Origin of the sequence: Klebsiella sp. GG_Kp173 (genome assembly GCF_040062415.1) — a bacterium.
Lineage (GTDB): Bacteria > Pseudomonadota > Gammaproteobacteria > Enterobacterales > Enterobacteriaceae > Klebsiella > Klebsiella quasipneumoniae.
The window spans coordinates 321,559-344,923 of sequence record NZ_JBEAFZ010000001.1; the positions used below are offsets into that span (position 1 = coordinate 321,559).

The window sequence follows — 23,365 nt, forward strand, 5'->3', positions numbered from 1 at the left end:
GCAGAATATAAGCTAAGGAGTACTCGGCATGATGACACGTCCCTTGGGCAAAACCGGATTTTCCATCGCCCCGTTAGTGTTTGGCGGTAACGTCTTTGGCTGGACCATTGATGAAAAAACCAGTTTTGCCCTTCTTGATGCTTTTGTTGACCACGGCTTTGACGCTATCGATACGGCGGATGTTTATTCCCGCTGGGCAGAGGGCAACCAGGGCGGCGAATCCGAAACCATTATTGGCCGCTGGCTGCAGGCGCGTCCCGGCATGCGCGATAAGGTCAAAATCTTCACCAAAGTCGGCTCCGATCTCGGCCTTCCCGGCCATAAGGGACTCAGCAAAGCCTGGATCCAGCAGGCGGTAGACGACTCCCTGCGCCGCCTCAATACCGACTATATCGACCTCTACTTTTCTCACTGGCCGGATCCGCAAACCCCGGTAGCGGAAACGCTGGAGGCTTTCCACAGCCTGCAACAGGCGGGGAAAATTCGAGCGATGGGGGCCTCTAACCTCGATGCAATGCAGCTGGCGGGGGCGCTGGAGGTAGCGCGCAAGGGCGGCTTGCCTGCCTGGCAGGTGCTACAGCCGGAATATAACCTCTACCACCGCTCCGCCTTTGAAGGCGCGCTGTGCGATCTCTGCGTCAGCCGCGATATCGGGGTGGTGACCTACTACAGCCTGGCCTCGGGATTCTTAACCGGTAAGTACCGTCAGCCGTCGGACCTGGCGCAGAGCCAGCGCGGAGGAGGGATTGGTAAGTACCTAAATCCGCGCGGGATGCGGATTATCGATACCCTGGTGGCGGTCGCGGATGAGCAGGGGGCGAAGCCTGCGGAAGTGGCCCTCGCGTGGCTGATCGGCCGCGAAGGGGTGACCGCGCCGATCGCCAGCGCCACCAGCGTGGCCCAGGTGGAAAGTTTTGCCCGCGCGGCGGCGCTGAGCCTGAGCGCGGAGCAGGTGGCGCGACTGGACAGCGCCAGCGCCTGAGTCACGCCCTCTTCCCGGCGGGGAGAGGGTGGACAAATGGCGCGGACCGCAGGCCGGGTCAGGCGCAGCCGCCACCCGGCATAAAAGCGGCTCCGTACCCGCTGTCATCGCCCGGTGGCGCTGCGCTTACCGGGCCTACGATGTGTCAGCCTGTGAGAGGAGCCCGTAGGCCGGGTAAGGCGCAGCCGCCACCCGGCGAAATAGCGGCACAATCGTCAATTCCCCTGTTTGCAATGCGTCTGGCAGGGCTACAACTTCTATGTGATTTCCGGACAGATTGCGCTCCCGATATGTCTTCTGCGCTATGTCTCTTATGGCGCTGGGAGCGCACAGGGGGCGGCCAGTCGCCGCCGCCCCCTGTACCCCCGGGCTCCGGCCAGCAAAATCGCCGCTGCGCGGTCCCTTCGACTTATCCCTGCAGGCTTCGGGTCGGGCCGAGGCAGCGTCCGTGCAAAACACGGCCCTCAGCCCGCATCCATGCGGGCTGCCCCGGCCTTCCGGGAACGTCTCAGCGATTTTGAGGCCGTCAGCACCGGCAGTTTCAGTCGTGCAAGTGGGTAAATCAAGGACAGGTCGCACGAACCCTGTAGGCCGGGTCAGGCGCAGCCGCCACCCGGCATAAAGCGGCTCCGTACCCGCTGTCATCGCCCGGCGGCGCTGCGCTTGCCGGGCCTACGATGTATCAGCCTGTGAGAGGACCCCGTAGGCCGGGTAAGGCGCAGCCGCCACCCGGCAACATGACGGGCAGGGGGCCTGAAAGCGTGCCCGGCGGCGCCCCTTTATTCCTGATGGCGGGTGAGGTTGAGGATCTTCGCGCTGGCGCCGACCGGGAAATTGCTGAGGGCGCCGAAGTCGCTGCCCTGATAGCCCATGATCTTGCCGTCGGTGCGCATCTGCTGAAGATCGATCAGGATCACCCCCAGCGTGGGAATGATTTTCTCGCGCCAGACAAACAGATAGAGATCCTCCGCCACCTGCACGTAGTGGCAGCGGTCGACATCCGCCAGCCCCTTTTCCACGCCGTCCAGACACTGCCATGCGTAAAAATTATCGTTGAGATAGATGTGCTCATAGCGCTCAGTCGGGCTGTAGGTGTACTGATTGCGCATGCCGACCAGCGCAGTGGTAAAGCCCGGCAGCGGCCCCGGCTGCGCATCCAGGCGGGCGAAGACAAAGCGCGTTTCTACCGCGGTCAGCGGCAGGCCTCGCTCTACCCGGCTGAAAGCGTCCAGCCGCGCGGCGGCTTCGTCCGGCAGCTGGCCGTAGACCAGGGTGGCGTTGCACTGCGTCAGGTTGCATACCGCGCTGATGCTGGCGTTATTCCGCTCCGGGTCAAGGAAGTCGATAAACAGAATATCCGGGCGCAGGGCGGTCGCCCGCCAGGGGGCGCGCTTGCCGTTCCAGCTTAGCGTCTGCTCATCTTCGATGATCAACTGCTGCGGCTCACTTCCGGCGACATAAAAGGTAAAGCGCTCGCCTGCGGGCAGGCTGGCGGTGGCGAGTAAATTACCGTGTGGCGCAAAACCATCGGCCAGCGCGCCGACCTGGATAAATACGGCTTCTGAAGTCATAGGGGCTCCTGAACAGAGTAGGGCGTTAGGCAAACGCCAGAGTGGGAACATCGACGATACTGGCGCCGCCGTCGGCGACCAGCGTGGCGCCGCTGATGATGGCGGCCTGCGGCGAACAGAGAAACTGACAAGCCTCGGCTATCTCCTCGGGGCTGGCGGGGCGGCGCAGCGGAACGTCGCGACAGACTCGCTGATAAGCTTCAGTCAACGATAGCCCTTCCGCCTGCATCAGCGGGAGCATCTCTTCATCCGCCATCGGCGTGGTGACCCAGCCGGGGCAGACGGCGTTGGCGCGCACCCCCTGGGGACCGTAATCGCGGGCGACGGAGCGCATCAGGCCGATTAAGGCGTGTTTGGCGGTGACGTAGCCGCAGGCCTGCGGACCGGCGGCCAGCGAGGCGATGGAGGCGACAAACAGCACGTTGCCACGGCGGGTAATCAGCGAGGGCAGGCAGGCGCGAACGCTGGCGAAGGCGCTGGTGAGATTGCCGTCCAGCGCCTCGCGCCACTGGCGGTCGCTGGTCTCGGCGGCGGGGCTGTTGCCCATCCCGCCGGCGCTGCAGATGAGGACATCAACACCGCCGCTCTGGTCGAGAATGGCCGGCAACAGCCGCTGGCGCCACACCTCGCCGTCGGCGGCATCGCCCATCAGCGCCGTGGCGCCGGTCTCATCGGCGACAGCCTGCAATGGCGCCTCGCGCCGTCCGGTAATAAACACCCGGTCGCCCGCGGCGCGCATCAGCCGCGCGCAGGCGGCGCCAATTCCGGTTCCGCCGCCGGTGATCACCACGACTCTCGCCATTCGCTCTCTCCTGTAATGGGGTTTCCGATTACCTTAAAAAGCGCGTCAGCTCCCGGCTATCGCCCGGAAGAACGATAGCCGCGGGGTTAATGGATCTCGCTCACCGGGATCGCCTGCGGCGCCGGAACCGGCTTCATGGTGGCGGGATCGACCGCCAGATAGCGTCCGGTTTTGCTGTCGATACCGACGTAATCGATCATCTTGCCCTGCGCCCGGGTGACCATGGTGCGTCTGGCGAACGCCTCGTAGGCCTCGCTCATCGCTTTGACCCGATCGGGATGTTGGGCCGCGACGTCATGGGTCTCCAGCGGGTCGTCGTGCAGATTAAACAGCTGCCACGGCGCGTCACCGGCGGTGAGGCCCCGCGGCACCAGCCGCCGCAGCTTCCATTCACCATCGACCCACGCCGCCTGATGGTGCAGCTCAACGCCGTATTTCCCGCGCGGCGGCGCCTGTACTTCGCCGGTGAGATAGCGCTTAAAGCTGACGCCGATCATCGGCAACACCGGCTTCTTCGCCAGCGATTTATTCGGATCGATACCGGCGAATTCATACAGGGTCGGCGCCACGTCGTACACCGCCATCGTCGAGGCGTCGATGTGACCGTGGCGCGTGATCCCGGGACCGGCGATCATAAAGTCGGTGTTAATCCCGCCCTGGGCGCTGGTGGTCTTATGGTAGTTGGCGTAGGGGGCGTTGCTGACGTTGGCCCAGTGCGGGCCGTAGGAGACAAACGAGCCTTTGCGGCCGATGTTGTCATAGCGGTTATCGAACTGCTTCCAGAATTCCGGGGTAGATTCGTAGTAGAAACCCTGCGCCGGGTTGGCGCCGTTATCGGTTAAAAAGACCAGCAGGGTATTTTTATCGCGCCCGGTCTGCTTCAGTGTTTCCATCAGGGTGCCGATCTGCGCGTCCATATTGGCGATCATCGCCGCGTAGACCTGCATCACTTTCGCCGTATATTTCTGCTGCTCCGGGGTCAGCGCCTCCCACTCTTTATCCAGCTCAAGGTGCGGCAGCGGGGTGTCGTCATGGATAATTCCCAGCGCTTTCAGGCGGGCGATGCGCTGGCGATAGACCTCGGCGTAACCCTGCTCATACTGGCCTTTGAAGCGCTTAATCCACTCGTCGGGGGCCTGCAGCGGGTCGTGCGGGGCGGTGAAGGCCAGCCAGGCGAAGACCGGTTGTTCCGGCGGCGTATCTTTAATCCAGCTATTCATCTGCCGGGCGTAGGCCTCGCTGGAGTAAAAATCATCCGGCAGGGAGACGCGCTCGCCATCGCGGGTGTAGTAGGTGTGGAAGGCTTCAACGGTCCCCAGGGGTATCGCGTCGTTAAAATGGCTGGTGCCGCCGCCCATAAAGGCGAAGGAGTGGTTAAAGCCGCGGTCCTTCGGCGTGGCGCCGGGAACAAAACCGAGGTGCCACTTGCCGGCCATCAGGGTGTTATAGCCCGCGTCTTTAAAACGCTCGGCCATGGTGGTGACGCGGTCGGTCAGCCGCAGCTCGTAGCCCTCCTTGCCAATGGTGCTGTCGTACCACCACATACCGCCCATCCCGGCCTGCTGGTTGCTGTTACCGGTGAGCAGCATCGAACGCGCCGGGGCCGACATCGGCGAGGTGTAATACTGGCTCATGCGCATCCCCTGCTCGGCCATCGCCTGCAGGTTGGGGGTGGGGATTTCGCCACCGAAGGGGCTGATGTCAGAGTAGCCCATATCATCGGCGATAATCACGATGACGTTCGGACGCTCTTGCTGGGCGGCGTGCGCGCCACCGGCGAGGATCACACTGACCGCCGCGGCCATGGCTGTTTTATTCACAACGGATTCTCCTGTTTCTGCGGGTATCACTTTCAGAGCAATGGGCTACGCCGGATGCGCGGCCCCGACAAACGCGGCCCGCCAGGCTTGTAGCCCTTGAAGGTCGCGGGAAAAGGGGCGCACGGGCGCCAGAATTTCGCTAAAGAAGCGGTAGTAGCCGCCGCAGAGGCGGTTGTTGCCTGCGGCGTTCAGATGCGCCGGGCAGCCGCCCTGGCAGACCATTTTGACCGCGCAGGTCTGGCATTCGCGGCGCAGGCTTTTCTGCTGACCGAAAGGCAGCTGCACCGAGGCGTCGACCGCGTGCGCCAGCGTCATGTCGTCAAGGCGGCCCAGCCGATGTTCGGCGTTGATCAGATGGTCGCAGGCGTAGAGCTCTCCGTCGGGCTCCATCACCAGATTGCTGCCGCAGCGGGCGCTGTGCACGCAGCTGCCGCTGGTGTGAGTGAAGTACTGCGCCCACGCATGCTCGATATTGATTACGAACACCCGCCCCTTGTCGCAGCGCTTCTGCCACTGCCGCCAGATGCCGACCATAAAACGCCCCCAGTTATCGGCACTCAGCTGATAGCCCTCGCGCAACGCTGCGCCTTCGCTCATCAGCGGCTGAAACTGTAGATAGCGCGCGCCGAGGCTGACCAGCCGGTCATAAATCGCCGCCGCGTGGGCCGCCATCTCGTTATGCACCACCACCAGCAGGTTAAAATCCACCTGATGCTGGTGGAGAAAGCCGATGCCGCGCAGTGCCGCCGGCCAGCTGGCCCGGCCGCGTTTATCCGGACGATGCTGGTCCTGTAGCGCTTCGCTGCCTTCGAGGCTCAAGCCGATAATAAAGCGATGCTCGCGGAACAGCCGGCACCAGGCGTCGTTGATCAGCGTGCCATTGGTCTGCAGACTGTTGCTGATGGTGACGCCGTCGGGGGCATAACGCGCCTGCAGGGCGAGCGCTTTTTTGTAAAAGCTCAGGCCGGCCAGCAGCGGCTCACCGCCCTGCCAGACAAAGTTGATTTCCCGCGCGCCGACGGGCTGGGCCGCGATGTAGCGGCGGATAAACTGCTCCAGCCGCGCCTCGTCCATCTTGTTGACCGGCGTTTCATCCTGGGGGTAATAGCAGTAGCGGCAGGCGAGATTGCAGGCGGGGCCAATCGGCTTCATCAGAATATGAAACGGCACCGGCGAGCGCGGCTCAGCGGCCAGCGGAATTTGCTGCTGGCGCAGGGCGGCGATATTCAGCATCGGCTTATCCTCGGTTAATGACCGGCGCTGTTGCTATTATTTTGGCAACAGCGGGTCAGGCGTAATCACATGATTAAGCCGCGGCGAAAATTAATGGCATCCTGTTAAGGGTATAAGTGAAAAAAAACAGAAATCCATCGTTCTTAAGGATGAGAGAGACGCGTCCGGGATAGGGTTTTTTTATCACCAGAGGCAGGTACGCCGGGTATTAATCTTTTTTGTTTATGTTTTAACGCCGCTATCGTAAGGCATGGCGAGTGTGTTTTTTAAATGCTTTATATAACAATGCATTGCTGAAAATTTTGTAACGGCTATCACATTGTTAATATGTTAATGATTGTGTTACTTAAATGTGAAATGTATGCTTCAATTATCGGTAGTCATCCATGTGTCATGCACCATCATCTCGACGGGGAGGCCCTATCATGTCTGCTTTGTTAAAAGCCAGCCGTAATGATGCGATAATAGCCCGTTGTTTACAGACTATTTCTCAGTTAATTCCTCTGACTTCAGCGGTGTTTTATCGAGTAAATAACCGGTTAAAACCCGAAAACTATATATTGCATAATATTTCCGATAATACGCACCAACAATATCTGGAAAACTTCCAGCCGCTGGATCCGCATTTACCGGCGCACTTTAGCCACCAGAACACCACCGTGGCGGCGATGACGCCGCGGCTCTGCGATCGCAACCGGCATTATTATCATGAATTTATGTTGCCGAATAACGTGCGTGACATGACCGAGATCTTTATCCGCCGCGAGCGGCGGATCATCGCTGGTATCTCGCTGATGCGCGACGTGCCTTTCTCCAGCGAAGAGCGTCATCGGGCCCAGGCGGTGCTGCCGCTGGTGGAGCTGGCGATCCGCGACTGCCTGCAGGAAGAAGATGACCTGCCCGCTATCCTGACCGCCAAAGAGCGGGAAATCGTCGGCATGGTGCGCGAAGGGGCCAGTAATAAGCTGATTGCCCGCCAGCTGGATATCTCGCTCTCGACGGTGAAAACGCACCTGCGCAATATCTTCGCCAAGACCGAAGTGGTCAATCGTACCGAACTGGTTTCCCGAACCTGGATGCCGGCTGCTCAGCGTACGCTGCATCTGTGATCTGACTTTCACATCCCGCGCGCGCCGTGGCAACACGGCGTTTTCCTGATGCCTGTGGGTATCACTCCCTGGAGGATCCTCCGGGGGGAGGCTTTTTTGACCGGAGCACGCCCTACGATGTCGAGTACACCTGTCACTGATAATGCGCTTTCCCGGCCCGCCGGGCTGGTGGTGTCCCTGCGTTTGCTGGCGGCGATTGTGATTTTTGCCGCTATTGCGCCGGGTATTCTGATGACCGCGCCGGCGGTGGCGGCGCAGCTGGCCGGCGAATGGCAGCTAAAACCCGGGCAGGTAGGCTGGCTGTTCTCAGCGGAGCTGGGGGCGATGAGCCTGGCGACGCTCCCGGCGTGGTGGTGGATGAGTCGCCTCGACTGGCGGCGGGTCGCCCTGACGGCCGGGGGGGTGTTTCTGATCGCCAACCTCGCCTCGGCGGTGGTCACCCAGTATGAGACGCTGCTGGCGGCGCGCTTTATCGCCTCACTGGCGGGCGGCACGCTGATGATTCTGTGCATCAGCTGCGCGGCGGGAACGCCGAACCCGTCGCGGGTCTACGCCTTTTGGGTGCTCGGGCAACTGCTGTTGGGGATGCTTGGCCTGCTGGCGCTGCCCGGCCTGTTCGCGACCTTTGGCCTGAAGGTGGTGTATCTGATCCTCGCCGCCATCATGCTCTGCTGCCTGCCGCTGGTGTCCGCTTTCCCGCCGCGCTTTCAACCGCTCTCTGCCTCCCGCCAGCAGCCGTCGACGGCGCTGTGGCGTCAGGCGCTGGCGGTGCTGGCGGTGCTCACTTTCTATATCAGCCTCAGCGCAGTGTGGACCTTTATCGGCACCATCGGCAGCACGGCGGGGCTGAGCCCGACGCAGGTGGGGCTGGTGCTGGCGGCGGCGACGGTTTGCGGCATTATCGGCGCCGGCGGCGCGGCCCTGCGCGGCACCCGGCGCGCCGATCGCTTACCGGTGTGGCTGGGCTACGGCCTGCTGATCGTCAGCGTCGGGCTGCTGGTTGGCCAGCCGCTGCTGGCGCGCTACGCCATCGCGGCGCTGCTGTTTAAGTTCACCTGGACCTTCGTGCTGCCCTTTATTCTCGCCCGCGTCGCCGGGCTCGATAACAGCGGTCGGCTGATGAACAGCATCAATCTGGTGATCGGCGGCGGCATGGCGGCAGGCCCGGCGCTCGCGGGGGCCTTACTGCAACACTTCGCCAGCGCCGACCCGCTGCTGGCGGCGGCAGGCGTCTGCGCGCTGCTGTCACTGATTTTAATTGTGGCGGCTTCCGCCGCCGGGAAGGGTTAGCCCACGGGAGGATAGAGTGAAAAGAAAAACCGGTTTCTTCTTTGATGAACGTTGTTTCTGGCACAGTACCGGGCTGCACGCAGTGACGCTGCCGGTGGGCGGGTGGGTACAGCCACCCGCCGGCGGCGGTCATGCCGAATCGCCGGAGACCAAACGGCGGATGAAAAACCTGATGGATGTCTCCGGGCTGACGCCGCAGCTGGCGCTGCGTAGCGCGGCGCCGGCGAGCCTTGCGGACCTGCGGCGGATCCATCCCGACAGTTATCTGGAGCGCTTCAAGGCGATAAGCGATAACGGCGGCGGCATGCTCGGCAAAGAGGCGCCGCTGGGGCCGGGCAGTTATGAAATCGCCTGTCTTTCCGCCGGGCTGGCCTGCGCGGCGGTGGAAGCGGTGCTGAAGGGGGAACTGGATAACGCCTATTCGCTGTCGCGTCCGCCCGGACACCACTGCCTGCCGGATCAGTCGATGGGCTTCTGTTTTCTCGCCAATATCCCCATTGCCGTGGAGCGAGCGAAAGCGCTGCTCGGGCTCGGCAAGGTGGCGATCATTGACTGGGACGTTCATCACGGCAACGGCACCCAGCATATCTACCTGCAGCGCGATGACGTGCTGACTATCTCCTTGCATCAGGACGGCTGCTTCCCGCCGGGCTACTCTGGTGAGGACGATCGCGGCGTGGGGGCGGGGGAGGGTTACAACATCAATATTCCGCTGCTGGCCGGCGCGGGGGATGACAGCTGGCGCTATGCGCTGGAAACCATCGTTATTCCGGCGCTGGCGCGCTTTGAGCCGGAGCTGATTATCATCGCCTGCGGCTATGATGCCAACGCCATGGATCCGCTGGCGCGCATGCAACTGCACAGCGACAGCTTCCGGGCGATGACTGAACAGGTCCAGCAGGCGGCGGATCGCCTGTGCGGCGGGAAACTGGTGATGGTGCACGAAGGCGGCTACGCCGAATCCTACGTGCCGTTCTGCGGCCTGGCGGTGATGGAGGCTCTGAGCGGCATCCGCACCGAGGTCCAGGATCCGCTGCGGGAATTTATTCAACAACAACAACCGCGGGCGGAGTTTGCGCAGTTCCAGAGGCAGGCTCTCGATCGGCTGGCGCAGCAGTTTGGCCTGCAGTAGTCGCTCCCGCTCACGTTGATCCCTAAAGTCCCAATATGGGACTTTTACTTTACTTAGTCCCGAAATGGGACTAGTCTCTGCACATGAAGATAATCTCAGTGAAAACCTTAAGGGACTTCTGGGCGGAGAATCCCGACGCTGAACAACCGCTAAAGGCCTGGGTAGACGAAGCGACAAAAGCAGACTGGAAAACCCCGGCGGAGATAAAGGACCAATACCGCAGCGCAAGTATTCTGAAAAATAAGCGGGTGGTATTCAACATTAAAGGAAATGATTACCGGTTAATCGTAGCCGTTGCTTATCTGCGGGGGTGGGTGTTCGTTAAGTTTATCGGTTCGCATAAGGAATATGACGAGATAAACGCTGAGACGATAGAGAGGAAGTAAATGATGAATGTGAAGCCTATCCGCACTGAACAAGATTACGAAGCCGCGTTAAGCGCGGTCGAACCTTTTTTTGATAATGAACCTGCGCCGGACACGCCGGAAGGGGATTTTTTTGAGGTGATGTGCCTGCTGATTGCTGAGTATGAAAAAAAGCACTATCCCATCGAGCCGCCGACGCCGATAGAGGCGATCAAGTTTCGCATGGAGCAGCAGGGGCTGACCGTCAAAGATCTGGAGCCGGCGATTGGTAAATCTAATCGCGTGTATGAAATTCTCAATGGTACGCGCAACCTGACGCTCCCGATGATTCGCCGACTTCACGCACAGTTCGGCATTCCTCTGGAGAGCCTGATCGGCGCGTGATGGCGCGGGCATCCGGCTCATTCATGCATCCACTGACTTACCGCCTGATTAATCATCGCCAGCACGCTGAGCAGCAGCATCCGCTGCTGCGCTTCCAGCCGCAGATAACGGCGCAGCGGCGGCATTTTACAGACCACTTCGCTGGCGGCCCAGGGTTCAATACTGCAGCGCCAGCCGCGACCGTCAAAGGTCAGCGAAAAGCGGCGGTAGTCCAGCTCGCTTAAGGTCTGCTGGAGATTAGGGAAACCATTAAGATAGCCGGCGAGTGCCTCGCTGCCTTTGCCGCCGATAAAGCGGATCGGCTGGCGTTTCCACCAGCCGGATTGATGGGCGCGAATGTTACCGCGTACGGGCCGGGTCACCGGCCCCTCGACGACAAACTCGCAGCTGTGAATGCTGGCCATAAACAGCCGCTTCTGACGCACGCTGAAGGTCACAGCGGTGGTGTTGTTCAAGCGCAGCAGCGCGCTGCGCTCGCTCAGCTTTTCGCAGGGCCAGCCGGCCAGATCGCGCTGCACCGCGTTCATTAACGGCGTTTCAAACCAGGGGACGGAGGACATCTGGCGTCATCTCCCCGCGGGTCTGTTTTTCGTAGTTGTTGATGGCGCGCTCCACTACCTCTTCCACCACCAGCGGCTTGAACGGATTGACGCGCTGCACGCACACCGTCCAGAACAGGGCGTAGGCGGCGGTCAGGCCGAGCATAATGCCGAACGGCACCAGCACCTGGCGACTGTCCATCCCCGGCGGGGTGATATTGACGATAGCGATGATAATGCCGACGCTGGAGATAATCTGCGGCAGTGGGAACCACGGCGAGCGGTAGGCGCGCGGCAGGTCCGGGCGGCGAATGCGCAGCATCACCACCGACAGCGTCACCAGCAGATAGGCGACGCCCCAGGCGCAGACCGCGGCGAGGATCAGCGGCACGATGCGGTCCAGATCGCCGTTCAGATACCAGGCGTGCAGGCAGGGGATCGCCACCCCGATGGCGATGGCGATTACCGGCGTTTTAAAGCGCGGATGCAGCCAGGTCAGAAAGCGGGGCAGCGCGCCGTCCAGCGCCATACCGTAGATAATGCGCGGCACGGCGGCCATCAGCGTATTGATGGTGGCGCAGCCCGCCAGCAGCAGCCCGACCCCCAGCCAGTACTGGCCGGCGTGGCCCATCACCCGCTCGGCGAAGGCCGGGATCGCCATCGGCGTATCCAGCAGATGGACGTTGTTGGCCGCGTCGAGCACGGTATTCTCCACCTGGCGGTTGATCGCCGCACCGTAGATAAACATGCAGCTGGCGACCCCCAGCAGGCCCAGCGCCATCGCCCGCGGTATGGTGCGGTGGGCCTGTTTGATCTCCGGCGCCATCGGCGTCACCAGTTCGCAACCGACGAACATAAACATCGCCATGCCGATATAGCCGAACAGGCCGTTGATATCGCTAACGTTCAGCGGCGTGCCGAACCAGCCGGAAAGATGAGTCACCGGCGCCATAAAAATGCCGCACAGGCCGAAAATGGTCAGCGTGGTCCACATGCCGAAGGTCAGCACCACTTCGACCTTGCCGAAGATTTCCACGCCGATGGCGTTCAGCAGGCCGAAAATCACCACCATGCCGACGCCCACCATCCAGGTGTTTTGGTGAGCGGCCATCTGGGCGTTGATCGATTCGAAGTTCACCAGCGCCATAATGCCCGCCAGGATCGTCTCCGCCGTCCCGGCGAAAATATGGACGATCAGATAGGCGCACAGCGCGCCGGTGATAGCGAAAAAGCGGCCCATGCCGCAGGAGATATAGTCGTACACCGAACCGGTGGTGGGAATGAGCGTTGCCGCCTCGGCAAAGGTGGTGACCTGCGCCTGCATCATAATAAAGGCCAGCAGCACCGCCAGCGCGAAGGTATCGCCGCCCATGCCGAAGCCGCTGGTCACCGTCAGGATCACCGGGCTGGCCATAATCAGCCCGACGGAGCTGGCGAGGGTGGTCGGGAAGCCGACGACGCCGCGCTCAAGATGGCTGGCAAGTCTGTTACTAAACATAGTCAACCTCTGCACAATAATGGGGTAGGGCAGGGAATAGCCAGCGCCACTCCCGGATAGTCATAATTTAGGCGGGCATCCTGCTCAACGAATATCGTCCGGAAGGTGGAGGGTGGCGCATGATTCTGTGACGCAGTCCATGAATGTGAGGGTGGATAAACAAGATGACCCCGAAAACCGGGGCCATCCGTCTTGCCACGTTGCGCCTGTTTCTGTCGGGTGGCGGCTAGCGCCTTACCCGGCCTACGGTCCGCGCGGCCTGCCTTTAATTTATTCACCATGCTGACTGAAACTGCCGGTGTTGGCGGCCTCAAAACCCCCGGTGGCGCTGCCGCTTACCGGGGCTACAGCGCTGTGCGATTTGGTAGCCCGGAGAAGGCACAATGCGTCGCCTCCGAGTCCCCCCTGTGCGCCCCCTGCGCCGCCGGGCAGTATCAGCGCGTTAGCGCGTCTCGACGTTCGCCAGGTAGTGCTTCACAAAGCGCGGCGTCAGGATTTTCCACTCCACTTCGGTGCCCTGTTTAACAAACCAGCTATCGCCTGGCGCAAAGCGCTGCGGTTCACCGCCGGCGACGGTCAACTCCACTTCGCCTTCCAGCACGGTGGCGTGTTCGGTAAACGGATAGGTCATGGTAAAGCTCCCTTCAGTGGACGAAAACAGTCCGCAGGTAAAGGCATCCTGCGGCTCGCCGTAGATCATCGCCCCGGCCACCTGCGGGTCGCCGGCGGTCGGCGTCGCGCCGAGCAGGCTGACGCTGCCGATTGGCTGCAGGTCGGGCACCGGGTGTTTAAGTTTAAAAGCGTGCATAGCGTTCTCCTGGTTAACTCCGGCCTTTCCAGAAACCGGCGGTTTGATGCATCAATTTTCCGGCGGTGACCAGCAGCAGGCGCAGGCTGTCACGGCCGTGGATGGTCGCGTGGGGGATGCTGCTCAGCAGACGATAGCGGTCTGAACCGCCGTTGATCCCTTCGGCGAGGATTTTGCACACGATGTGCGATGGGGTGACGCCGAAGCCGGAGTACCCCTGGACGTAAAAGACGTTGTTGTGATCGCGTAGCGTGCCGATCTGTGGAAACAGGTTGGCGCTACAGGCCATTGGCCCGCCCCAGGCGAAATCGATCTTCACATCCTTCAAATAGGGGAAGACCTCCGCCAGCAGGGTGCGGTTCCAGGCGGCGAAATCGTTCGGCGTATACTCCACAAAGCGGGTGGCGCTGCCGAACAGCAGGCGGTTTTCCCGGGTGACGCGGTAGTAGTTAATCACCGGGCGAATATCGCTGAAGGCGCCGCGCAGCGGGCTGATGCGCTCGATCAGTTCATCGGAGAGCGGCTCGGTCGATACCTGATAGGAGTAGGTGACCAGCGTTTTGTTGTAGATCTCCGGCTCCATATTGTTGAGGAAGCTGTCGCAGGCCCACAGCAGTTTGGCGGCTTTGACGCTGCCCATCGCGGTACGTACCCGCACCTGTTTGCCGTAATTCACCTCCACCACAGGCGAGGATTCGAAGATCTTCACTCCCAGCGAATGGGCGGCCTGCGCCGAGCCGAGGAGCATATTGAGCGAATGGATCTGGCCGCCGCCCATATGTTTCAGCGCGCCGCAGTAGACCTCGGAGCCCACCACCTGCTGCACCTCTTTCCCGGTATACAGCTCGATCTCTTCATCCGGGGTGGCAGCCTTAAACTCCTTCTCCCACTGGCGCAGCGTTTTCAGTTGCCGCTGGTTATAAGCGAGATAGCCGTAGCCGGGGACGAAATCGGCGTCGATATTATATTTGCGGATGCGTTCGCGAATGATGCCCGCGCCAAGGTTGGCGATTTTAAACAGCGTTTCCAGCCCCTCTTTGCCGACGTGCTTTTTCACCGCTTCGATGTCGTGACCGATACCGGCCATCACCTGGCCGCCATTGCGCCCGGTGCCGCCATAGCCGAGATGGCGCGCTTCCAGCACCACCACGTTGGTGATGCCCTGTTCCGCCAGCTCAAGGGCGGTGTTAATACCGGAGAAGCCGCCGCCGATAATCACCACGTCGGCTTCAATATCTTCCCGCAGCGCCGGAAAATGGAGGTGGTATTTCTTCGTCGCGCCGTAGTAGTTCAGCGCATCGATTTTGATGTTCATCGCGTTACCCTGTGGTCTTGCCTCGCTCAAGTGCCTCATCACAGCACGCCGCGCGGGCGTTGAATATCGTCCGAAAGAATGACGTTCTTTAGAACGATAGGCGGCGGCGGGAAGCCGTGCTGTGATGGGCCAACGTTGCTGAAAAAACGGGTACTGACGATGAGCGAGATAACCTTACTGGCGGAAGTGACCGCCTTTTTACGCCAGCCGCACGGGCAGTTTATCGCCGGTGAGCGAGAGGCGGGCCGCGGCGCGCCGTTTGCGGTGATCAACCCGGCCACCGGGCGGGCGATCGCCGAGGTCACCGCGGCGGATAGCGACCAGGCGGATCGCGCGGTAGAGAGTGCCCGCCAGGCGTTTAATCAGTGGCGCGAAATGCCGACGCTGGCGCGCGGAACCTTGCTGCTGAAGCTGGCGGATGCCCTGGCTGAGCATCGCGAAGCGCTGGCGCAGCTGGAAAGTCTCTGCTCCGGCAAGACCATCACGCTGGCGCGCATGCTCGAGCTGGATCAATCGGTCGCTTTCCTTCGCTACTTCGCCGGCTGGGCGGGGAAAGTCACCGGCGAAACCCTGAATGTGTCGCTGCCGTCGATGGCCGGGGAGAAATATACCGCCTTCACTCGCCGTCAGCCGCTGGGGGTAGTGGTGGGCATCGTGCCGTGGAACTTCTCCATCATGATTGCCGTCTGGAAGCTGGCGGCGGCCCTGGTCTGCGGCTGCACCATTGTTCTCAAGCCGAGCGAGTATACGCCGCTGACGCTGCTGCGCGTGGCGGAGCTGGCGAAAGCGGTGGGTATTCCGGACGGGGTGATTAACGTGGTCAACGGCGCCGGCGGCGAGATTGCTCAGCGGCTGATTACCCACCCGGCCTGCGCCAAGGTGAGCTTCACTGGCTCGGTGGCCACTGGCGAGAAAGTCCAGCGGTCGGCCAGTGCGTCAGGTAAACGGGTGACCCTTGAGCTGGGGGGCAAAAACGCCGCGCTGTTCCTGGATGATCTGACGCCGGAGGCGATGGTCAACGGCATTCTGGAAGCCGGCTACCTGAATCAGGGGCAGATTTGCGCCGCCGCGGAGCGCTTTTATCTGCCGCAGGGTAAACTGGATGCGGTGCTGGCGCTGCTGAAAGATAAGCTCAGCGCCTTCGCGCCGGGATCGCCGCTGGATGAGCGCACGCTGATGGGGCCGCTGGCCAACCGCCAGCAGCATGAAAAAGTGTTGCGGCTCATTCAGACCGCGCGCGACGAGGGCGATACCATCGTCTGCGGCGGCGAAGCCCTGCCGGGGGAGGGCTATTTCCTGCAGCCGACGGCGGTCAAAGTGCGCAGCGAAGAGAGCACTCTGATGCGCGAGGAGACCTTCGGCCCGGTGTGCAGCTTTATCGGCTATCACAGTGAAGACGAGGCGCTGGCGCGGATCAATGCCTCGCCGTATGGCCTGGCGGCCAGCGTCTGGTCGGATAATATTCGCCTGGCGCTGCGCTACTCGGAGGCGATTGAGGCCGGCATCGTGTGGGTCAATATGCATACTTTCCTCGACCCGGCGGTACCGTTCGGCGGCATGAAGGGCTCGGGCATCGGGCGCGAATTCGGCAGCGCGTTTATCGATGACTACACGGAGCTGAAGTCGGTGATGGTGCGCTATTAAGTTTTGTCGGTGGAGGTAGCCTTAACCGGGCTTCAGGCGTCTGCGTAGGCCCGGTAAGCGCAGTGCCTCCGGGCAAGGACAGCGGATGGACAGCCGCGAATGTGCCAGGCGACGACGGCGCCTTGCACGGCCTGAGTCCGTGCAAGCGAAGGTTAATGTCGCCGCCGCCATAACCCCTTGCAACTTGCGACAATCCCCCCTTAGTGATAAAAGGTGCCCCTTCGCAAAAACACACAGGGGAACGACGTGAAAGACGCGTCAACGTCGTCGGATGCCGTAGAAGAGAGCGGCCCGACGCTTCATCGCGGTTTACAGAACCGACACATTCAACTTATCGCCCTTGGCGGCGCGATTGGCACCGGGCTGTTTCTCGGCATTGGTCCCGCTATCCAGATGGCCGGTCCGGCGGTATTACTGGGCTACGCCGTCGCCGGGATTGTCGCTTTTCTGATCATGCGCCAGCTGGGCGAAATGGTGGTGGAAGAGCCGGTATCCGGCTCCTTTGCCCACTTTGCCTACAAATACTGGGGCCCGTTCGCCGGCTTCCTTTCCGGCTGGAACTACTGGGTGATGTTTGTGCTGGTGGGAATGGCGGAGCTGACCGCCGCCGGGATCTACATGCAGTACTGGCTGCCCGACGTCCCGACCTGGATCTGGGCGGCGGCCTTCTTCCTCATTATTAACGCCGTCAATCTCGTCAACGTGCGCCTGTATGGCGAAGCGGAGTTCTGGTTTGCGCTGATAAAAGTGCTGGCGATTATCGGCATGATTGCCTTTGGCCTGTGGATGCTGTTTGGCGGCCACGGTGGCAGCAAAGCCGGGTTCGACAACCTGTGGAAACACGGCGGCTTCCTCGCCACCGGCTGGCACGGTCTTATCCTGTCGCTGGCGGTGATCATGTTCTCCTTCGGCGGGCTGGAGCTTATCGGCATCACCGCCGCTGAAGCGCAAAACCCGGAAAAGAGCATTCCAAAAGCGGTCAACCAGGTGGTTTATCGTATCCTGCTGTTCTATATCGGTTCGCTGGTGGTGCTGCTGGCGCTCTACCCGTGGGTGGAGATCAAATCCGACAGTAGCCCGTTCGTGATGATTTTCCATCATCTCGACAGCAACCTGGTGGCCTCCGCGCTGAACTTCGTCATTCTGGTGGCCTCGCTGTCGGTGTATAACAGCGGCGTGTACTCCAACAGCCGGATGTTGTTCGGCCTGTCGGTGCAGGGCAATGCGCCGACGTTCCTCGCCCGCGTCAGCAAGCGCGGCGTGCCGGTGAACTCTCTGCTGCTCTCGGGGATTATCACCTCGCTGGTGGTGGTGCTGAACTACCTGCTGCCGCATGAAGCGCTGGGACTGCTGATGGCCCTGGTGGTGGCGACGTTGCTGCTGAACTGGATCATGATCTGTATGGCGCACCTGAAGTTCCGCGCCGCCCAGCGCCGCAAAGGGCGTGAATCGAAGTTTAAAGCGCTGCTGGCGCCCGCCAGCAACTACTTCTGCATTGCTTTCCTTGGGCTGATTCTGGCGCTGATGTGCACTATCGATGGGATGCGCCTGTCGGCGATCCTGCTGCCGGTGTGGATCCTGTTCCTGTTTATCGCCTTCAAACTGCTGCGCCGCCCGGCGTAAGCGAGATGCCCCGCCGGACGGCGGGGCTGCCTGGCTTTTTATTGTGATCCTCTTCGCAGGTGGGGCATTTGCCTGGCGATCTTCTTTTTGTAATCGATTACTTTTGTTTTGAGCGATTTTGTAATCGATTACTTTTCTGAGGGCGAGCAACATGGTCACAACAACAGAAGGTCGGGAAAGTGTCCGCGTGAGCCACCGTTTTCTGGTGCCGCGGCTGTCGTTAATGATGTTTATGCAGTTCTTTATCTGGGGCAGCTGGTCGGTGACCCTGGGGCTGGTGATGACCCGCTATGAGATGTCATTGCTGATCGGCGATGCGTTCTCCGCCGGGCCGATCGCCTCCATCCTGTCCCCCTTTGTGCTGGGGATGCTGGTGGATCGCTTTTTCGCCTCGCAGAAGGTGATGGCGGTGATGCACCTGGCCGGGGCGGCGATCCTGTGGTTTGTCCCCCAGGCGCTGGTGGCGCAGAACGGCGCGCTGCTGATTGGCCTGCTGTTCGGCTATACGCTGTGCTATATGCCGACCCTGGCGCTGACCAACAATATCGCCTTCCACAGCCTGGCTAACGTCGATAAAACCTTTCCGGTGGTCCGCGTGTTCGGCACCATCGGCTGGATTATCGCCGGGATCTGCATCGGGGTGACCGGCATCTCTGACACCACCGGCATCTTCACCGTGGCGGCGCTCTGTTCGGTGGCGCTGGCGATCTACAGCCTGACGCTGCCCCACACCCCGGCGCCGGCCAAAGGCATGCCGGTTCAGTTTCGCGATCTGCTGTGCGCGGACGCCTTCGCGCTGCTGAAAACCCGCCATTTCCTGATTTTCTCCCTCTGCGCCACCTTAATTTCCGTGCCGTTAGGCACCTATTACGCCTATACCGCGTCGTATCTGGCGGATGCCGGCGTTAAGGATGTCAGCACCGCGATGTCCTTCGGCCAGATGTCAGAGATCGTCTTTATGCTGGTGATCCCGCTGCTGTTCCGTCGCCTCGGGGTGAAATACATGCTGCTTATCGGCATGGCGGCGTGGTTTGTTCGCTATGCCTTTTTCGCCCTCGGGGTCAGCGAAGAGGGGCGCTTCCTGCTCTATCTCGGCATTTTGCTGCACGGCGTGTGCTATGACTTTTTCTTTGTCGTCGGCTTTATCTACACCGACCGCGTGGCGGGCGAGAAGGTCAAAGGCCAGGCGCAGAGCATGATTGTGATGTTCACCTACGGGATCGGCATGCTGCTGGGCTCGCAGATCTCCGGCGCGCTGTATAACCATCTGGTGGCCGGCCAGAGCGTGCCGCAGGCCTGGGTGATCTTCTGGTGGATCCCGGCGGTGGCCGCCGCGGTTATCGCGCTGATTTTCCTTTTCTCTTTCCAGTACAACGAGAAAGAGCCGCACTAATTTTACAGGAGGGGGTATGAAAACGATCAAGGGACCGGGCATTTTTCTGGCGCAGTTTATCGGCCCGCAGGCGCCGTTCAACACTCTGGCGGGGATGGCGCAGTGGGCCGCCGGCCTGGGGTACAAGGCATTGCAGATCCCCTGCAACCACCCGGCGATTTTCGATGTCGAGCGTGCGGCGGCGAGCCAGACCTACTGCGACGAGGTACGCGGCACCCTGGCGGAGCATGGGCTGGTCATCAGCGAGCTGTCCACTCATCTTGAAGGACAACTGGTGGCGGTGCATCCGGCGTATGACGCGGCGTTTGACGCCTTCGCCCCGGCGGCGCTGCACGGCGATCCGCAGGCGCGCCAGCGCTGGGCGGTGGAGAAAGTGCGCCAGGCGGCGGTGGCCTCCGGCCGCCTGGGGCTGCAGGCGCATGCGACTTTTTCCGGGGCGCTGGCATGGCCCTTTTTTTATCCGTGGCCACCGCATAATCAGTCGCTTCTGGATGAGGCCTTTGCCGAGCTGGCCCGGCGCTGGCGGCCGCTGCTGGACCTCTTCGACGAGCAGGGGGTCGATGTCTGCTACGAGATCCACCCCGGCGAAGACCTGCACGATGGCGTGACCTTTGAGCGTTTTCTCGCGCGGGTGGATAACCATCCGCGCTGCAATATGCTCTATGACCCGAGCCACCTGCATCTGCAGCAAATGGATTACCTGACCTATATCGATATCTATCATGCGCGTATTAAGGCGTTTCACGTCAAGGACGCCGAATTTCGCCGCAACGGGCGCAATGGCGTCTACGGCGGCTATCAGCCCTGGCAGCAGCGGGCTGGCCGTTTCCGCTCTCCCGGCGACGGGCAGATCGACTTCAAAGGGGTGTTCAGTAAGCTGACCGAATATGATTTTGACGGCTGGGCGGTGCTGGAGTGGGAGTGCTGCCTGAAGGATGCCGAGACCGGCGCGCGCGAGGGCAGCGAGTTTATTCGTCGCCATATCATTCCCGTTGCCGGACGGGCCTTCGATGACTTTGCTGCCGGTGGGAGGGAATAACATGATTCAGGTCGCGATTATTGGGGCTGGGTTTATTGGCCCGGCGCATCTGGAGGCGCTGCGGCGGCTGGGGGATATCGAGGTGGTGGCGCTGTGCGACAGCAGCCTTGAGGCGGCGCAGCGCAAGGCGCAAGCGTTGAATATTGCCCATGCCTACGACAGCGTGGCAGCGCTGCTGGCCCATCCGGGGCTGCAGGTGGTGCATAACTGTACACCGAACCATCTGCATGCCCAGATTAACCGGCAGATCCTCGCCGCCGGGCTGCACGTCTTCTCCGAAAAACCGCTGTGTATGACGGCGGAGGAGGCGCGGGAGCTGGTGGCGCTTGCCGCCCGGGCCGGCGTGGTGCATGGCGTCAGTTTCGTCTATCGACAGTTCGCCATGGTCCAGCAGGCGGCGGCGATGATCCGCCATGGCGAGGTCGGCAGGATCTTCGCGGCGCACGGCAGCTATTTACAGGACTGGATGCTGCTGGAGACCGATTACAACTGGCGGGTTGATTCGGCGCAGGGCGGCGCATCGCGGACGGTGGCTGACATCGGCTCCCACTGGTGCGATACCGTGCAGTTTATGACCGGTCGGCGGATTGTCGAGGTGATGGCGGATCTGTCTATCGTCTGGCCGACGCGTAAAGCGCCGGTCAATGGCCAAGCGACCTTCAGCGCCGTTCACGAGGCGCAGGGATATGAAACCCGGCCTGTCGATACCGAGGACTTTGGCTCGGTGCTGTTACGTTTTGACGATGGCAGCAAAGGCAGCTTTATGGTTTCTCAGGTGAGCGCCGGGCGGAAAAACCGTCTGGCGGTGGAGGTTAACGGCAGCCGCTGTTCTCTGGCCTGGGATCAGGAAGTGCCCCAGCGGCTGTGGATCGGCCACCGCGAGCAGCCGGATCGGCGGCTCAGCGACGACCCCAGCCTGCTGCGGCCGGAGATCGCTGACAGCGCCCATTACCCCGGCGGCCATATTGAGGGCTGGCCGGACGCCTTTAAGAATATGATGGGGCATTTTTATCAGGCGGTGCGCGCCGGGAAGATGCCGGAGGCCGGGGCCCGGCGCTTCGCCACTTTCGACGACGGCGCCGATGTGATGTACATCATCGAGGCGATCGTCAAAAGCCATCAGCAGCAGCGCTGGGTGAGCGTCGAACGCTGAGGGCGGGGGAGCGAAGGATTATTTCACCCCAAGATAGCCGTCGAGATAGGCACCGGAGAGTTCGTTGCCGAACAGGACGGCATCTTTATTTTCCATTGCATTATCCCATTTGTCGCTGGCGTTGCCGGTAAAGGCGTGCTCGGTGCGGGTGCCCTGCGCCGCCTGCTGTTTGATGGACTCCGCGGTGCGGCGGGCGTCGCTTTCGCTCATGCCAGCGGCTTTATCCTGCTGGCCGCGGGCGTACATCGCCGTGAAGGTCGGCAGGTTTAAACGGTAATTTTCCTGACGGTTGACGGTGAAGTTGCCGCCGACAAAATCGGAGCGGTGGGCGACGAACGCGTAGGCGTGGCGTTCCGGTGACGATTTTGACGAGGTGCAGCCGGTGATCGTTGCCAGGGCACAGCTGAGGGCGAGAATCGCGGTGGAGAGCCTCATGGGGATATCATCCTTAATCATAAAAGAACAAATGGGGCGCAGGCGGTCTGTTGCGCCTCCTGCGCTAATGAGAATATGAAACGGCAAAAGGATGCGCGTTATCGGGGCGGGAGAGAAGCCCTGATTATTAATAGTGTCCCGAGACGCCGTCTCACTGAGCCACGCTTTCGCGCCAGGCTGGCAGGCCAACCAGAGCTCATTTATGATAGCCTGCAGGATCCACCTCTATCGCAGGAAGTGCAGGGTTTATGTCTATTCAGAAAATTGCTCGTCTGGCCGGCGTTTCGGTGGCCACGGTGTCGCGGGTGCTGAACAACAGCGATACGGTAAAAGCCAAAAACCGTGAGCGCGTGCTGCAGGCGATCAAAGAGAGCAACTATCAGCCGAACCTGCTGGCGCGTCAGCTGCGAACCGCCCGCAGCAATATGATCCTGGTGATGGTCTCCAATATCGCTAACCCTTTTTGCGCCGAGGTGGTGAAAGGGATAGAAGAAGAGGCGGAGAAGAACGGCTACCGCATTCTGCTGTGTAATTCCGGGTCGGATCTGGCCCGCTCGACCTCGGGCCTGCAGCTGCTCTCCGGCAAAATGGTCGACGGCATTATTACCATGAACGCGCTCTCCAGCCTGCCGGAACTGACCACCATGATTGGCGATGCACCCTGGGTGCAGTGCGCGGAGTATGCCGACACCGGCAGCATCTCCTGCGTCGGGATTAACGACGTCGAGGCGGCTCAGGGGGCGGTGTCCCGACTGGCCGACGGCGGCCGCCGCCGCATCGCGCTCATTAATCACGACCTCAGCTATCGCTACGCCCGCCTGCGCGAGCGCGGCTATAAAAGCGTGCTGCACGTGCATGGCCTGGCGTATCAGCAGGTGACCTACGCGCAGGATCTTAGCGCGGCGGCCGGTAAACGGGCGATGGAGCAGCTACTGTCGCAAGACGAGAAGCCCGACGCGGTGTTTGCCGTTTCGGACTCCCTTGCCGCCGGGGCGCTGCGGGCAATTGACCAGGTTGGACTGCGGGTGCCGGAGGATATCGCGGTGATCGGCTTCGACGGCACCGAGCTGGCGGAAGTGGTCTCCCCGCAGCTGACCACTGTTGAACAGCCCTCCCGGGCGATCGGCCGCACGGCGGTGGATCTGTTAATGAAACGCATCGACGATCCCGACGCTGCCGTCGAGCGGGTGATGATGGACTGGCGCGTGATAGCCCGCGCCAGCGCCTGAG

General features: G+C 61.4%; 21 protein-coding genes. 12 read left to right on the forward strand and 9 right to left on the reverse strand.

What is annotated here, in order from left to right; genetic code table 11:
• The first annotated feature begins 28 nt into the window (after positions 1 to 28).
• Entirely contained in the window at positions 29 to 982 is a 954-nt protein-coding gene (locus ABLU50_RS01575; RefSeq protein WP_008805510.1) for an aldo/keto reductase, read from the forward strand.
• A 779-nt stretch (positions 983 to 1,761) separates the two neighbouring features.
• On the opposite strand, the gene ABLU50_RS01580 is transcribed toward ABLU50_RS01575, so the two are convergent.
• The 4 genes from ABLU50_RS01580 to ABLU50_RS01595 all read right to left on the reverse strand — a co-directional run bounded on the left by ABLU50_RS01580 (position 1,762) and on the right by ABLU50_RS01595 (position 6,408).
• Complete coding sequence (locus ABLU50_RS01580) at positions 1,762 to 2,553, reverse strand: MoaF C-terminal domain-containing protein (RefSeq protein WP_087832550.1); 792 nt, start codon at positions 2,551 to 2,553, stop codon at positions 1,762 to 1,764.
• Between the two features lie 25 nt (positions 2,554 to 2,578).
• On the reverse strand, positions 2,579 to 3,355 hold the full coding sequence (locus ABLU50_RS01585; protein WP_004202438.1) for an SDR family oxidoreductase: 777 nt from the start codon (positions 3,353 to 3,355) through the stop codon (positions 2,579 to 2,581).
• A gap of 86 nt (positions 3,356 to 3,441) precedes the next feature.
• Positions 3,442 to 5,175 carry an arylsulfatase gene (locus tag ABLU50_RS01590; protein ID WP_087832549.1) on the reverse strand — a complete coding sequence of 578 codons (1,734 nt, stop codon included), beginning with the start codon at positions 5,173 to 5,175 and terminating at the stop codon, positions 3,442 to 3,444.
• Between the two features lie 45 nt (positions 5,176 to 5,220).
• Positions 5,221 to 6,408 carry an anaerobic sulfatase maturase gene (locus ABLU50_RS01595; protein WP_087832548.1) on the reverse strand — a complete coding sequence of 396 codons (1,188 nt, stop codon included), beginning with the start codon at positions 6,406 to 6,408 and terminating at the stop codon, positions 5,221 to 5,223.
• Positions 6,409 to 6,833: 425 nt separating this feature from the next.
• Between ABLU50_RS01595 and ABLU50_RS01600 the strand changes: the two genes are divergently transcribed.
• From ABLU50_RS01600 to ABLU50_RS01620, 5 genes are all read left to right on the forward strand, one after another.
• Complete coding sequence (locus tag ABLU50_RS01600) at positions 6,834 to 7,517, forward strand: helix-turn-helix transcriptional regulator (RefSeq protein WP_004202446.1); 684 nt, start codon at positions 6,834 to 6,836, stop codon at positions 7,515 to 7,517.
• 117 nt (positions 7,518 to 7,634) lie between these two features.
• Complete coding sequence (locus ABLU50_RS01605) at positions 7,635 to 8,807, forward strand: MFS transporter (protein ID WP_087832547.1); 1,173 nt, start codon at positions 7,635 to 7,637, stop codon at positions 8,805 to 8,807.
• Between the two features lie 16 nt (positions 8,808 to 8,823).
• Positions 8,824 to 9,939 (forward strand): class II histone deacetylase, encoded by a 1,116-nt coding sequence (locus tag ABLU50_RS01610; protein ID WP_087832546.1) that lies wholly within the window; start codon positions 8,824 to 8,826, stop codon positions 9,937 to 9,939.
• Between the two features lie 83 nt (positions 9,940 to 10,022).
• Positions 10,023 to 10,325 carry a type II toxin-antitoxin system HigB family toxin gene (locus ABLU50_RS01615; protein WP_004178884.1) on the forward strand — a complete coding sequence of 101 codons (303 nt, stop codon included), beginning with the start codon at positions 10,023 to 10,025 and terminating at the stop codon, positions 10,323 to 10,325.
• Complete coding sequence (locus ABLU50_RS01620) at positions 10,326 to 10,688, forward strand: helix-turn-helix domain-containing protein (RefSeq protein WP_023341146.1); 363 nt, start codon at positions 10,326 to 10,328, stop codon at positions 10,686 to 10,688.
• 17 nt (positions 10,689 to 10,705) lie between these two features.
• On the opposite strand, the gene ABLU50_RS01625 is transcribed toward ABLU50_RS01620, so the two are convergent.
• From ABLU50_RS01625 to ABLU50_RS01640, 4 genes are all read right to left on the reverse strand, one after another.
• Positions 10,706 to 11,248: a DUF3156 family protein gene (locus tag ABLU50_RS01625; RefSeq protein ID WP_087832545.1), complete on the reverse strand. Its 543-nt coding sequence runs from the start codon at positions 11,246 to 11,248 to the stop codon at positions 10,706 to 10,708.
• Complete coding sequence (locus tag ABLU50_RS01630; RefSeq protein WP_002892820.1) at positions 11,226 to 12,725, reverse strand: APC family permease; 1,500 nt, start codon at positions 12,723 to 12,725, stop codon at positions 11,226 to 11,228. Before ABLU50_RS01630 ends, ABLU50_RS01625 begins: the two co-directional genes overlap by 23 nt.
• Positions 12,726 to 13,167: 442 nt before the next feature.
• Positions 13,168 to 13,533 carry a cupin domain-containing protein gene (locus ABLU50_RS01635; protein ID WP_002892824.1) on the reverse strand — a complete coding sequence of 122 codons (366 nt, stop codon included), beginning with the start codon at positions 13,531 to 13,533 and terminating at the stop codon, positions 13,168 to 13,170.
• A 13-nt stretch (positions 13,534 to 13,546) separates the two neighbouring features.
• Positions 13,547 to 14,848: an FAD-binding oxidoreductase gene (locus ABLU50_RS01640; RefSeq protein ID WP_017900836.1), complete on the reverse strand. Its 1,302-nt coding sequence runs from the start codon at positions 14,846 to 14,848 to the stop codon at positions 13,547 to 13,549.
• Positions 14,849 to 15,007: 159 nt separating this feature from the next.
• Between ABLU50_RS01640 and ABLU50_RS01645 the strand changes: the two genes are divergently transcribed.
• The 5 genes from ABLU50_RS01645 to ABLU50_RS01665 all read left to right on the forward strand — a co-directional run bounded on the left by ABLU50_RS01645 (position 15,008) and on the right by ABLU50_RS01665 (position 21,700).
• A complete protein-coding gene (locus ABLU50_RS01645) occupies positions 15,008 to 16,492 on the forward strand; it encodes an aldehyde dehydrogenase family protein (RefSeq protein ID WP_065878474.1) in 1,485 nt (494 codons plus the stop codon).
• 246 nt (positions 16,493 to 16,738) lie between these two features.
• Entirely contained in the window at positions 16,739 to 18,115 is a 1,377-nt protein-coding gene (gene pheP / locus ABLU50_RS01650; RefSeq protein WP_004202454.1) for a phenylalanine transporter, read from the forward strand.
• A 187-nt stretch (positions 18,116 to 18,302) separates the two neighbouring features.
• Positions 18,303 to 19,508 carry an MFS transporter gene (locus ABLU50_RS01655; protein WP_176391533.1) on the forward strand — a complete coding sequence of 402 codons (1,206 nt, stop codon included), beginning with the start codon at positions 18,303 to 18,305 and terminating at the stop codon, positions 19,506 to 19,508.
• 16 nt (positions 19,509 to 19,524) lie between these two features.
• Complete coding sequence (locus ABLU50_RS01660) at positions 19,525 to 20,547, forward strand: sugar phosphate isomerase/epimerase (protein ID WP_004202459.1); 1,023 nt, start codon at positions 19,525 to 19,527, stop codon at positions 20,545 to 20,547.
• A 1-nt stretch (position 20,548) separates the two neighbouring features.
• Positions 20,549 to 21,700 carry a Gfo/Idh/MocA family oxidoreductase gene (locus ABLU50_RS01665; protein WP_087832543.1) on the forward strand — a complete coding sequence of 384 codons (1,152 nt, stop codon included), beginning with the start codon at positions 20,549 to 20,551 and terminating at the stop codon, positions 21,698 to 21,700.
• An 18-nt stretch (positions 21,701 to 21,718) separates the two neighbouring features.
• Here ABLU50_RS01665 and ABLU50_RS01670 read toward each other — a convergent pair whose 3' ends face one another.
• Positions 21,719 to 22,135 (reverse strand): Exc2 family lipoprotein, encoded by a 417-nt coding sequence (locus ABLU50_RS01670; RefSeq protein ID WP_087832542.1) that lies wholly within the window; start codon positions 22,133 to 22,135, stop codon positions 21,719 to 21,721.
• A gap of 248 nt (positions 22,136 to 22,383) precedes the next feature.
• On the opposite strand from ABLU50_RS01670, the gene ABLU50_RS01675 reads away from it, so the two are divergent.
• Entirely contained in the window at positions 22,384 to 23,364 is a 981-nt protein-coding gene (locus tag ABLU50_RS01675; protein WP_087832541.1) for a LacI family DNA-binding transcriptional regulator, read from the forward strand.
• Position 23,365: the final 1 nt, after the last annotated feature.